Origin of the sequence: Streptomyces sp. SID1328 (assembly GCF_009865595.1) — a bacterium.
In the GTDB taxonomy this organism is placed as follows: Bacteria; Actinomycetota; Actinomycetes; order Streptomycetales; family Streptomycetaceae; genus Streptomyces; species Streptomyces griseoluteus.
In genome coordinates, this window is sequence record NZ_WWKH01000373.1 from 1 (window position 1) to 11663 (window position 11663).

Consider the following 11663-nt stretch of genomic DNA (forward strand, 5'->3'; position numbering starts at 1 on the left):
GACGACGATTACCCCGCCTACACGATGGGCCGGGCCGCTGACATGCTCGGCACCACCCAGGGCTTCCTCCGAGCCATCGGCGAACACCGCCTGATCACCCCGCTGCGCTCGGCCGGCGGACACCGCCGCTACTCCCGCTACCAGCTGCGCATCGCCGCCCGTGCCCGCGAACTCGTCGACCAGGGCACTCCCATCGAGGCTGCCTGCCGGATCGTCATCCTCGAGGACCAGCTCGAAGAGGCCCAGCGCATCAATGCCGAGTACCGCCGCGCCGCCGAATCAGCGAATCCCACGGCCGCGGCGTGACCTGGGCGCGCCTGCCGCCCCACGGCGGACCTGCCGCACACGGTCCACGACGTGTACTTGTTTCCTCTGGTGACACCGTGTGCGGCCGTGTAGCGTCTGCGTCAGCTGTCGTGGTTCGGAAGTTCCCTTTGCCCACGCCGTAGGCGTGGGCTTTTTGCTGTGCTGTGCCGCAGGAACCAGGGCGATCACCTCCGCCTTTCGTACGTTGCGGGAGGCGTACTCGACTGGAAGGCATGAGACATGGCTACGGGAACTGTGAAGTGGTTCAACGCGGAGAAGGGCTTCGGCTTCATTGCCCAGGACGGCGGAGGCCCGGACGTCTTCGCCCACTACTCGGCGATCAACTCCTCGGGCTTCCGTGAGCTCCAGGAGGGCCAGAGCGTGACCTTCGACGTCACCCAGGGCCAGAAGGGCCCCCAGGCCGAGAACATCAACCCGGCCTGACCTTCCATACTCCGCTCGCACAACGCAGGGGACCGCGCTCGACCCCGACCGGAACGGCGAATGCCCGTCTGATCCGGTGACGTCGGCGGAATCTAAGACGTACCAAGTCAGGGCTGCGCAGCCGTTGCTGTGCAGCCCTGGTCTGTGTCGAGACGGGAGTGCGAAGGGGCGTACGCCTGTTCAGCCCAGTCCTCGGCGAGCTGGTCGTAATCGGCCTCGTGAAGACAGTCGAGTGCTGCGTCGGTGAGGAACGCCTGCGGAAGGTGCAGGCCGATACCGAGACGACGGGCGTCCATCGCCGCTTCCAGCAGTGCGCGCGCGGCCGGGCTTCCCGACTGGTGCCGCTCGACGAGGGCGGGACCCACCCCGAGGTCCTGCGCCAGGCGCCCGTCGTCACGCGCCCGGCTGAGTGCGTCGGCCAACAGCCGGTCACCTTCCTCGGCCTTCACTGTCGCCTCCGCCAGGGCGGCGACGCCGAAGGCGTCGGGGAGCCTGACGGTGCGTCCGGCAAGCAACTCCCGCACGGCTGTGCCGGTCCACCGCGTCCGGCGCGGGTAGTGCCGTGTACTCCTTGGCGTAGTCGGGGCCAGAGCGTGCCCAGTACGAGGACCGGTCCGCGCTCGGACGTGACCAGGAGCGCGTGGACGGCGGCCGCGATCCGTTCGCCGAAGTCGAGGTCGCCGAAGTAGTGCTGAGCTTCGTTCAGCCACACTACTGTTCGTGGGCCGACCCGGTGTAGTTCCTCCAGCGCAGCTTCCGCGCGGGTCGGGTCGAAGGGATGCCACAACCGCCATCCTGCGGCGTCGAGCGGCTGGACCGCTTCCCAGCAGGCCCGCGTCTTACCCGTCGAGGACTCACCGACCAGAACCAGCAGTCCACGGCGCCCGTGCGCGGCCTCCTGCACCTCGACGGCGCCACCTACCCCGCCGCCCTCCTCACCTGAGCTCCGGCCGATGGGGGTACCGGCGGCCCGCAGGGGCCCAGGACGTCGTGCACTGTGCGGCCTACTAGCTTGGCCAGCGAGCGGGGCGTGCCATACGGCGTTCCATCCGTGGGGAGGAAACGGGAAACAGCACTGTTCGTCTTGTCCGTCCGGGTGGGGTTGCCTCAGTCTTTCGTGCGTAACCCCGTTCATCTGGATGGATGGTTACGGACGTTTCCGTGCCACAGCCGTCCGCCGCGTTCGGCGAGGAGCTGAGAAGACGGCGGTTGGACGCCGGTCTGACACGCCGTTGCGGCTGGTTGGATACGCGTGGTTCGTCTTGGCGCCAGACAGGCGTGCCGAATATCTGGCCATGTTCGCGGGTCACTGTTCCGAAGTCCGCGATTTTCGGCCCAATGAGGAGACCGCGGCCATCGTCTGGTGGGACCTTCGCACAGTTCTCCCCGGACGTGTTCAGCCTTTGGATGCCTGTCTTGCCGCGCTCGTGCGATAGGGCGGTGAATTGGGGGACAGCCCGTTGCTCGTAAGGGTGACTTGTCCTGGGGTTGGGGCTCCCGCGAGGTGGTGGTCAACACGGCGACCCCCCTGTGTCGGTCCCGTGCCCGCGCGCATGCTCAGATCCAGCACCTCTCGGCGGACGCTGCTCCGCACGTGGCCGACGTCCGTACGCACGACGGCTAGGGCGCATATCGAGTCGTGATCGATCTGTGCGGGAGCAACTCGCCGATGTGGACGGGGAGTTCATCGAGCCGTACCTGCCGATAGGCGGGTCCGGTACGCCCCGTATCCCGAGCGGCCTGCGGCAGCAGTTCGAGGGTGCGATCTGGCGGTTCAGGACGGGAGGGCAGTGGCGGGAGATGCCGGCCGAGTTCGGCGCCGGTCGGGTGGTCAGGCGGTCAGCGCCGCAAGCTCCGTGTTGGCACGCTCGGTGACCAGGGCGAGGACGCGGCCGGCGGCGGCCAGGTCCTCGGCGGGTATCCCGCCCCAGATCCGGGCAGTGATGGGGGCGGTCTCCGCGCCGACGGCGGCGAGCAGCTCGTGCCCCGCGTCCGTGGAGCGAAGGTGTGCGCCGTCCGCGACGAGCAGTTGCTTGGCCAGGAGTTCGTCGAGGGTGGCGCGAAGGTCGGCCGGATCGGCCTTGAGGGAGCCCTGGACCTGGGTGATGAGATCGTCCGGCGCCTGCGGGGCGTCGGCGGTGACGGCCGCGCGCAGGACGACCTGCTGCTGGAACGTAATGCCGTGCTGGGCCAGGACGTGTTCCAGTACGCCCCGTGCGGCGTAGTGGGCCAGGCCGAGGGCGCGGGCGTCGGCGACGGGTGCGGTGGTGGTCATGGTGTTGTCTCCTGAGTGCTCTTGTTGTTCGGTGAGGGGGGAGTGAGGGGTGCGTTGAGCAGGGTCGTCAGCTCGTCGGTGAGTGCGCGTGTCCGCGGGGTACCGAGGCCGCCGAGCGGCTCCAGCAGCTGCTTATGCAGTTCCTGGACTACCGCGATGGCCTGCCGCGTGACGGCCTGGCCCTGCCCGGTGAGGGCGAGTTGTACGGCGCGCGGGTCGCGGGGATCGCGGGTGCGCTCGATCAGGCCGGACGACTCCAGGGCGCGCGCCAGCTTCGAGACGTAGAGCGCCTCCAGGCCGGTGTGGTCGGCGAGTTGGCGCTGACTGGGCCGCTCACCGGCGCGCTGCATGCCGTGCAGCGACGCGACCAGCGAGTACTGCGCGTGGGTGAGGCCCAGCGGAGCCACCGCGCGATCGACCGCGACACGCCACTTGTTGGCGAGCCGCCATACCAGGAAACCGGGCGTGGGGCCCGGGGAACCCTTGCTCATGACCGATAGAGTACATGGCTACTATTTTCGACATGGCGGCGCACCCGGCTCGGCGCCGCGACGGGCTGACTGAACGCCTCCGGCGGGACTGCCTCCGTCCCGTCATGTGATCAGGACCGGATACAGGCCTAGGTGTTGCTGGCGATGAGGTTGGTGGCACCGCTCGTCGGTGTTGACCTTCGAGTTGGTCGAAGCTCAATGATGGCGAGGTGTCAAATTCTGAGCTGATGCCGATCGGGGTCTTCCGAGGACACCCGTCAGTCGTGGAGCACCGCCGTCAGTGGCCTGGACGACTACCCCGGCGCCGCCGAGAAGGAGAACTTCTTCGACAAGACGGGGCTGCTTCCCTGGCTCTACCAGTCGTACTTCAAGTCGGTCGACCTGCTGTCCCCGTTCTACGACCCGTCACCGCAGGCCGACGACAAGACAAAGAAGGCCGCCCTCGCGATCGGTGACCCGCTGTACACCAGCGGCGGGACGAGCCAGGAGCAGGAGGCCTGGAAGCTCTGGAAGAAGAACTCCGGGGACATCGTGCCCAACGAGATCTTCGTTCCGCGGGTGTTCTCCGACGACGCCCGCATCTTCCTCGCCTCCGGAGGCTTCCCCAGGACCGCGCCGGCGCCGGACAGCCCGGAGTTCCGCATCGCGGTCGAGGACCTGAAGACCCGGTTCGCTTCGTGCGCGTGGCACGGTCCGATCGACCCTGACCGGGTGCTGGGCAAGGAAGTGGCGCAGGCGTCCGCCGAGTGGCAGCAGGAGATCGCCTCACAGAGCACCCAGCGCAACCAGAGCCTCGCCGCCAGCAGCAGCGCGGACAAGGCCCTCCAGGACGGCGCGTTCGCCCTGGGCAAGCTGCTGGGGCAGTCGTGGATCGCGGACTACTCCACCCGCTGGCTGGACTACTACACCGAGGGCGGCTTCAACTGGATCGGCGACGGCCAGTTGGAGATCCAGGTACCGGGCGCCGCCGGCAAGTGCCTTGAGGTCGCGGGCGGCGGCAAGACCAACGGCACCCCGGTGCAGGTCTACACCTGTAATGGCGGGGCCGCCCAGCAGTGGCAGATGTGGGCCACCTACGACGGTGGCCGGACCCTGCGCAACGCGAACTCCGGCAAGTGTCTGGAGGTGCTGAACGGCGGCAACGCCGACGGCACGAAGATCCAGATCCGGGACTGCGGCAGCGCCAAGGCCCAGCAGTGGAAGTTCGACGTGCGCAGCGCGACCCCGCTGGTGAACGCGGCGTCCGGCAAGTGCGTGCACCTGCCCACGTTCGACAACAGCAAGGACGCCGTGCTGTCGACGTGCAACGGCTCTGCCGCGCAGAAGTTCAGGATCGTCCCCAAGACGCACACCGGTACCGCGCCGGCGAAGGCCGATGTGGACAAGGCCAAGGCTACGATCTGCTCGAGGTCAAGTGGGAGCTACGGGACCAGGGGTCCCTGGGACGCGTATGGGTCAAGGACGGCCCGCAGGGTGCGGCGACCGGCAAGAAGGTGGTCATACATGATCGGTGCCCGGCCTGGTCCCGGCGCTGGAGCGGGTGACCGACGAAACCTGTGCCGATGTCGGTTTCCGGCTGTTCCTCAGGGCCATGAAGGCGTACTTCGTGCCGATCGACGAAGACCGCTGCGACGCGTTCACCGCCCTCGGAGAGCGTTTCGGCTATCCGGAGTTCCTCGTGGACGACAACCTCAACGTCGGCTAGGTCCGACCGGTCCGACGGTCGCCACGCAGGCCCCGCCGGGACAGAGCCGTACCGGCCCCTGCCCCGGCGGGGCCTTCCGCGTCCCGCACGGGTCGCGGCACCACATCCGACCGGTCGGTGCCGGAGGCCGGTCATCCGCCGGGGCGCGTTCAGATCACCGGACGCAGAGACGACGCCGCGATCCCCACCCGTACGCTCTGACCCCAGGTCAGTTCCAGGGCGTCGGCCTCCATCCCGTCCCCGAAGACGGCCATCCGGTCCGACTCCACGGTCAGTCGCAGCGTCTGCCCCCGCTCCAACTCGCCCGCGACCCTCGACGTCCCGGTCGCGGGCGACGGCCACGCCTCGCGCACGAACCACAGGAGCCGAGCCGCGGATCGCGCGGCGCGGGCATCGGCACGGTACTGCCGCGCTCCAGCCACAGGGAGCGCAGCCACCCGGTGGCGCGAGTTCACCCGACCTTGGCAAGCCGATGGGCGCGGCGAAGGGCATGCGGCTGACCTGTTTGGCCACCAACACCGTCGAACTGAAGGGTTCTCGGCGGGAACCCGAGGGTCTGTCGCCGTGCCTCGCGACGTCGGATCCGTGGGTTCGTGGTGAAGTCGCGGGGCCAGTGCGACGGCGGCGGATGGACATAGCCAGGTTGGGCCCCGCAGTCAGGACTGGTCGGGGTGACTGAGTCGTGCCGTCTCTCCGCCGAATGGTAGGTGCGTGACTCGGCTGGTTAGGAGCCAGGTGTCCTCGACCTTCCGGAACGTGTCCTCGTAGTGGCCCACGTTCGCGGGGAGCCTCGGGGGCACCATGCGGAGCTGAGCGTGGCGACATGAGCTCGACGAGGGGGCCCAGGAGCGCGCTCGCCAAACCATGACGGGCTCGTAGTCACCCCGTTGGGCGTGTGCGTTCACTCGCCCGGCGTCATGAAGTGGCTGTCGGGGTGAGTGTTCGATGAGTGTGTCCCGGGGGCCGAATTTCACCCGAAGGAGACACTCATGCAGGCATCTTCTGGGCGACAGCGTCGCAGGATCGTCCTCGCGGTCGCCACCGCACTGGCGACGGGCGTGGCCCTGGCCGGCTACTCCGCTCTCCCGCAGGCCAAGGCGGACCTGCCCTCCCAGGCGATAGCGGGTGGTGACCCCGCCGGTGGCAAGGACGTACCCTGCGGCAACCCGGCCGTCAAGCTCGACCGCATCACCCAGGGTTTCGTGAACGAGCTGGCCGCCCAGAACCCGCCGCCGCTGTCGACGCTCAGCACCAAGGCCGCGCGTGACGTCCTGAACAAGCTCCAGGCCGGCCCGGTGGAGAAGCTCCCGGCGGACGTCACACAGAAGACGATCAAGGGCGGCCCGACCGGAGAGGTCTCGCTGACCATCCTGCGCCCCAAGGGCGCCACGGGAACCCTGCCGGGCCTCGTCTACATCCACGGCGGCGGCTGGGTGCTGGGTAACGAGATGACCCACGACCGCCTGGTGCGCCAGCTCGCCGACGGGGCCGACGCGGCGGTCGTCTTCGTCAACTACACCCCGTCTCCCGAGGCGCGCTACCCCGTCGCCATCGAGCAGGCGTACTTGGCCTCAAAGTGGGTGGCCGAGCACGGCCAGGAGATCGGCATCGACGGCACGCGGCTGGCCGTGGCCGGTGACTCGGTCGGAGGTGACATGACCGCCGCCGTCACCATGATGGCCAAGGAGCGCGGCGGCGTGAAGTTCCGCGAGCAGGTGCTCCTGTACCCGGTCACGGACGCCAACTTCAACACCGCCTCATACCAGCGCTTCGCGGAGAACTGCTGGCTCACCAAGGCCAACATGGAATACTTCTGGGACCAGTACGCCCCCACCGCGGCCGACCGAGAGCAGCCGCTCGCCTCGCCCAACAAGGCCACCACCGAGCAGCTTCGCGGGCTTCCCCCGGCCCTGGTCGTCACCGACTCCGACGTCCTGCGGGACGGTGCGCTGGCCTACGCCGCCAAGCTGCGCGCCGCCGACGTCCCGGTCGAGCACCTCGACTACCCGGAGACGGTGCACGACTTCATGATGCTCGACGCCCTCCAGGACACCCCCTCGGCGAAGGACGCGGTGGCCAAGACCACCGCCGCCCTCCGCAAGGCCTTGCACGGCTGACGGACTCGGTCAGGGTAACTGCCCCCTGCCGGCCGGTGCGGCTCAGTGGAAATCGACGCTGCCGGTCCGGAGCAGGCCAACGGAACCGTCATCACCCTCGTCGGCGTCATCGCCTGCCTGATCATCGCCCTGATGATTCTCGACTGGTACGGCGACCGCTCTTAGAAGTCATCTCATTGGCCGTTCTGAGCCCCCAGAACCGAGGCCGGCGCCCCATGCGGGGCGTTGGCCTCGGCCCGGTCAGGTACGAGCCGTTCTCCGCGGTCGTGCCAATTGCCCGTCCTCGTCGTCCACCACAGATCGGAGCATCCGGCGTTCGGGGCGGGGCCAAAACAACTTGCCGGAGCGAGGTTGACGCACCCCACGCGACCCGTCAGGGCCACGAGTGGGGCCAATTTCATTGCCGAAGTGGGGCCAATAGAAGTTGCCACAAACAGCCCGAAAGACCGGTCTGCGGTGCCGGTTGCCGGAGGGCCGGACGGCAACGGCCGCTTCTGGCCGGTCTACCGGGAGAACGAAGTGGCTGTTGACACTGCGGGGCGGGTTTTTACGCCCGTCACGGTGAGCCGCTCGGGCAGGGGCGGCCGGTCCTGGCATCGGGTGGCTGGCTGCCACCCGATGCCATCTCGTGCAACCGCATGTTCAGCACCGCCGTGCCGGACATGCTCTAGCAGCCACACACGGGACGCGCGGTTCGTCCAGATCCAGCACTCAACGACTTGGATACTGGCCCGTGATCGCTTAAGAGCGTATTACCACCAGCCGGTGCACTTACTGGTCCCTCCCACCTGCTTGCCGCAGGCCCGGAACAGCCACTGGGAGTTGCTGTAGTTGACGACTTGCGCGGCGCTGGTGTTGGGGTTGCCGTCGGTCGAGACGGACCATGGCCCGCACTGCAGCCATCCGTTGCCCCCAGTCGTCGTCCAGTCCATCCACACCTGGTCGCCCCGCTGCGTCGATCCGGTGATCTTCGCCCAGCCGTAGTCCTTGCCATTGATCGGGCCGACGTGCAGTTGGACGGTGGTGCGGCCCAGTGAGACGCTGGTCTTCACGCTGCCACTCTTGTTGTAGGGGATGCTCACGAAGCCGTTGGCGCCGTTGGTGCACTCGGCGACAGAGGCGTGCACCGGGCCGGCTGTGCTGATGCCCGTCAGCCCGGCACCCAGCACCAGCGCGGCGACAGCTGCTGCCCTGCTACGTATCAAACGCATCTCAGACTCCTTGGTCGGGATGTTCCTCCGTGCCCGAAGTCGTATTTCTATTCGCGCACTTCGGACGTTTCGGTTGAGCCACCGCGACATTGGCAGGGCAGGAGAGACCGAAACAAGACAGGCGTCCCCTGGAGGGATGCTGGGATGCTTACCCGGACGTGAGCTGTGCTTTTGGCCAGTCCTTGGGACAGGGATGAGACGGAGTCATCCTGGACCGGAGTAGGAGCGCAGCAGTCTTGTGCACGATCGGCATGAAGGGTGTCGCAGGTGGGGGAGATAGAGCAGTTCGCCATTCGGCTGCAAGCGCTGAAGGACCGGGCAGGAGTGAGCTTCGAGGCATTGGCCAAACAGACTGGGATCAGCAGGTCTAGCCTCCACCGCTACTGCGCAGGTACCAAACTTCCTGCCGGCTACGGACCGGTTCACACCATCGCCAAGGCGTGCGGTGCAAGTAGCTCGGAGCTACGGGATCTCCACCGTCTCTGGGCCTTGGCCGACGCACTCAAGACGTCCCCGACAGGGTCGCAAGAAGATCTTTCCAGCCAGCAAGGCGAAAGACCGCAACCGGCCGCTCCGCCCACCGGCGCAACGAAGCGCAAACGGAAAGCTCTGATGGCTGCCTCTTGCGTGGCCGCCGTCGCAGCCGCGGCCGGAATCGTTGCACTAGTGCTACCTGATGATCCGCCGGCCAAGTCCGCGGCCCTTTCATCCAACGCACAGGCCGTGTCCGTGCACGTCTTCAACATCGAGGGGAACTGCCAGGACCGCAAGGACCATGTGCCTGCGTGCAGCATGGGTCTGGCACGTGATCCTAGAAAGAAGTACGACGCAGACAACGTCGTCAGTCACAGAATTTGGCATGGCGACGTGCTGGTCACCGACTGCGTGCTGTACGACGGAGACCGAGTCGCCGACGAAACGGGCGTTGCGACGTCGCGCTGGTTCCGCGTCCGGCTGAACGATGTGCCTGGCGGACATGCCTGGTTACCGGCTGTGCGGACCCACGACAGCCCAGCCCTCCCGCAGTGTGACCACTGAGGTTTCAGGGTGGGGTCGGTGGTGCGAGGGTCAGGCCGGTGGTGGTGAGGGCAACCGGCACCCGGGCTCCCAGTCGCGCGGGGTCGAACTGCTATCCCGACGTGGCAATGGAGAAGCGCGGCGAGATCACCCTCGAGGCAACGCGGGCCCGCTCCCCGGACACGCCACTACCCCCCGCGTACGGCACCACGCTAAGAGTTGTCCCGTAAATGGTCGCTGGATGCCTTGGGCGGCGCTGTTGCGCTGCCTGTAGGTCTCGCGGTCGAACGCCGGCGGTCTCCCGCCCCGGCTGCCCCTCCGCAGTCGGTGGCCACGTTGATCTGCTGGCACGGGGATCACCGCGCAGATGCCGCGCTTGCTCAGGTGGTCGCGGATCGCGCGGGAGGAATACGCCTTGTCGGCCATGACTACGTCAGGCCTGGTTCGAGGCCGTCCGCGGTGACGCGGTACACGGAGTCCGGCCATGACGTCCATGAAGGTGGGTGCGTCGCCCGCTTGACCGCCGGTCAGGACAAACGCGAGGGACGACAGCGGCCGTCGGCAGCAAGATGGATCTTCGTTGTAAGTCCCCCGCGCGACCGTCCGATGGCCTGGTCGTGCGGCTCGGCTGCCGGGGCCCCTTTTGTGGGCCCCGGCGGCGTGTTGATGAGCGCGTACGATTGGGGAATCCACCGAGACGACCCAGTGAAGCTCCTTGTCGGCGTCGGCCTGAGCCATCAGAGCCGCCCTTCGCCCCAGCGGCAACATCAAGATCTACAGCTGGAGTATTAGGCTGCTTCACCTGGAAAGTGCCTCCGACAGGAGTGAGAACAAGGACCTCAGCGATCCAGCGATCCGCATTCTCGCTGGGCAAAGGCACTTTTCGCTTTAAAATCGCCTCCCCCAGTTTACGGTTGCAGACGTGCGGTCATTCCACCCGAAATCCCTCAGGTGGTAGCGCGTTCTGCCGGCCGGAAGTTCGAGGCGGCTACCACCCCAGTTAGCCCCGTCGAATAGCGTTATGTGCCATCGGCACCAGTCGACGGACGAAATGATGTTGTCCCAGTTCCCGAGACCAAGAAATCCTCGGTGCACCTTGCTTAGGTCACTCCAGCCCCGTCCTGGGCCATTCTGCAACCAGTCTCCGCCGAGATCATCATTCTCGTAGTAATGCGAATCCACCGAAAGTGAGTCGGGATTGCTTGTCCCGATATCGGCGTGACGCGCGGCGACTGAGTGGTCCCTGACCATGTGATCCTTGAGGCCCTCCAGAGAAGTGAACATGTAGAGAACTTCTTCGTCCCCCTTCCCGTTAAGACCCGGCGTCGAGTAGAGCGCTTGCCCGTTGAATTCACGTACCGCTTCGGGCTCGTTGACCTCACCGTCGATGACCACCTGCATCTCGGGCGGAGTGTGCGGCCTCGGTGTCTGCTGGTCATCACCTTGGGCGTTGGCGATCATCGCGATCTCATCTTCGTGTGTGATCCAAGGTGCTGTTGCAGCCAACCGATTCACCATCGCGTCGAAAGAGTCGATGCCGAGTTCCTCGAGGTTCTGCCGGACCTGCGTCTCGATGTCTTCGTGGCGTTCGGCTGCTTTTCGGTAGGTTTGCTGGGTTGTCATGACTATCTCCCTTAACGACGTTGACGTGGTTGGCTGGCGCACAGAGGTCGCCGGTTTGGCTCTGTCGATGACGAGTAGCAGCATTGCTCGGGCAGTTCGGGAGGCGCTGCCCGCGTCGAATATCGATGACTTCGGACAGCAGTTCGGTGCCGATCGGCAAGACGCCATGTGCCGCTTGTCCGGGTACGGAGCAAAGCGCTGGCTACGGGCGTATGTGACGCCGTCGTCCCGCCGTTGCCGAGTGCCGACGGGTGCCTCGGGTTTCGTCGACATCGAGATCCCGGCCCGGTGGGTTCCTCCCGAGATCGTCGACAACTGCTTTCGTTGCTACCGCGAGGCTCTGAGGGAACACCGCATAAGTCCCGGCAGCTCAGAAGGTTCGTCTGCTGCGGGGACGGAGAGGCGCGTGAGTATGAGTCCTCTCGCATTGCCATCTCAAGTTGAGGACGATCGTTACGCTCTTCCATAGAGGCA

Annotated in this window: 12 protein-coding genes and 5 pseudogenes; 8 read left to right on the forward strand and 9 right to left on the reverse strand. The window is 66.7% G+C overall.

Annotated elements, in window-relative coordinates; genetic code table 11:
* Window positions 1-306: MerR family transcriptional regulator (locus GT030_RS11085; RefSeq protein WP_161200951.1), on the forward strand; the 306-nt coding region annotated here is incomplete at its 5' end.
* 240 nt (window positions 307-546) lie between these two features.
* The gene (locus GT030_RS11090) at window positions 547-750 is read left to right on the forward strand and encodes a cold-shock protein (RefSeq protein WP_161200952.1); all 204 of its coding nucleotides are present in this window, start codon (window positions 547-549) and stop codon (window positions 748-750) included.
* A gap of 107 nt (window positions 751-857) precedes the next feature.
* Here GT030_RS11090 and GT030_RS37320 read toward each other — a convergent pair whose 3' ends face one another.
* Window positions 858-1274 carry a hypothetical protein gene (locus GT030_RS37320; RefSeq protein ID WP_202459960.1) on the reverse strand — a complete coding sequence of 139 codons (417 nt, stop codon included), beginning with the start codon at window positions 1272-1274 and terminating at the stop codon, window positions 858-860.
* Window positions 1275-1528: 254 nt separating this feature from the next.
* Between GT030_RS37320 and GT030_RS37325 the strand changes: the two genes are divergently transcribed.
* On the forward strand, window positions 1529-1693 hold the full coding sequence (locus GT030_RS37325) for a hypothetical protein (RefSeq protein ID WP_202459961.1): 165 nt from the start codon (window positions 1529-1531) through the stop codon (window positions 1691-1693).
* A gap of 707 nt (window positions 1694-2400) precedes the next feature.
* A pseudogene (locus tag GT030_RS11100) lies at window positions 2401-2568 on the forward strand (IS5/IS1182 family transposase); the annotation flags it as partial.
* 13 nt (window positions 2569-2581) lie between these two features.
* On the opposite strand, the gene GT030_RS11105 reads toward GT030_RS11100, so the two are convergent.
* The 3 genes from GT030_RS11105 to GT030_RS36310 all read right to left on the reverse strand — a co-directional run bounded on the left by GT030_RS11105 (window position 2582) and on the right by GT030_RS36310 (window position 4334).
* Window positions 2582-3025 (reverse strand): MarR family transcriptional regulator, encoded by a 444-nt coding sequence (locus tag GT030_RS11105; RefSeq protein WP_161200953.1) that lies wholly within the window; start codon window positions 3023-3025, stop codon window positions 2582-2584.
* Window positions 3022-3516: a MarR family transcriptional regulator gene (locus GT030_RS11110; RefSeq protein WP_161200954.1), complete on the reverse strand. Its 495-nt coding sequence runs from the start codon at window positions 3514-3516 to the stop codon at window positions 3022-3024. The genes GT030_RS11105 and GT030_RS11110 overlap by 4 nt, the downstream gene beginning before the upstream one ends.
* A 395-nt stretch (window positions 3517-3911) precedes the next feature.
* Window positions 3912-4334 carry a hypothetical protein gene (locus GT030_RS36310; protein WP_237522313.1) on the reverse strand — a complete coding sequence of 141 codons (423 nt, stop codon included), beginning with the start codon at window positions 4332-4334 and terminating at the stop codon, window positions 3912-3914.
* On the opposite strand from GT030_RS36310, the pseudogene GT030_RS37330 reads away from it, so the two are divergent.
* Together GT030_RS37330 and GT030_RS35580 are read left to right on the forward strand one after the other, a co-directional pair.
* Window positions 4243-4785 (forward strand): annotated as a pseudogene (locus GT030_RS37330) (RICIN domain-containing protein); the annotation flags it as partial. The gene GT030_RS36310 and the pseudogene GT030_RS37330 overlap by 92 nt on opposite strands.
* Before the next feature lie 241 nt (window positions 4786-5026).
* A complete protein-coding gene (locus GT030_RS35580; protein ID WP_202459962.1) occupies window positions 5027-5221 on the forward strand; it encodes a hypothetical protein in 195 nt (64 codons plus the stop codon).
* 149 nt (window positions 5222-5370) lie between these two features.
* Here GT030_RS35580 and GT030_RS11120 read toward each other — a convergent pair.
* Window positions 5371-5678 (reverse strand): annotated as a pseudogene (locus tag GT030_RS11120) (hypothetical protein); the annotation flags it as partial.
* Between the two features lie 199 nt (window positions 5679-5877).
* A pseudogene (locus GT030_RS36320) lies at window positions 5878-6024 on the reverse strand (nuclear transport factor 2 family protein); the annotation flags it as partial.
* A 186-nt stretch (window positions 6025-6210) separates the two neighbouring features.
* On the opposite strand from GT030_RS36320, the gene GT030_RS11125 reads away from it, so the two are divergent.
* A complete protein-coding gene (locus tag GT030_RS11125; protein ID WP_161200955.1) occupies window positions 6211-7338 on the forward strand; it encodes an alpha/beta hydrolase in 1128 nt (375 codons plus the stop codon).
* A 752-nt stretch (window positions 7339-8090) separates the two neighbouring features.
* On the opposite strand, the gene GT030_RS11130 is transcribed toward GT030_RS11125, so the two are convergent.
* Window positions 8091-8549, reverse strand: coding sequence for a hypothetical protein (locus GT030_RS11130; RefSeq protein ID WP_161200956.1), 459 nt, complete (start codon window positions 8547-8549; stop codon window positions 8091-8093).
* Between the two features lie 267 nt (window positions 8550-8816).
* Between GT030_RS11130 and GT030_RS36325 the strand changes: the two genes are divergently transcribed.
* Window positions 8817-9587, forward strand: coding sequence for a helix-turn-helix transcriptional regulator (locus tag GT030_RS36325; RefSeq protein ID WP_346009608.1), 771 nt, complete (start codon window positions 8817-8819; stop codon window positions 9585-9587).
* A gap of 126 nt (window positions 9588-9713) precedes the next feature.
* Here the strand turns inward: GT030_RS36325 and GT030_RS11140 are convergent.
* Window positions 9714-10268, reverse strand: a pseudogene (locus GT030_RS11140) (IS5 family transposase); the annotation flags it as partial.
* A gap of 186 nt (window positions 10269-10454) precedes the next feature.
* Window positions 10455-11189, reverse strand: coding sequence for a hypothetical protein (locus tag GT030_RS11145; protein ID WP_161200958.1), 735 nt, complete (start codon window positions 11187-11189; stop codon window positions 10455-10457).
* Window positions 11190-11663: the final 474 nt, after the last annotated feature.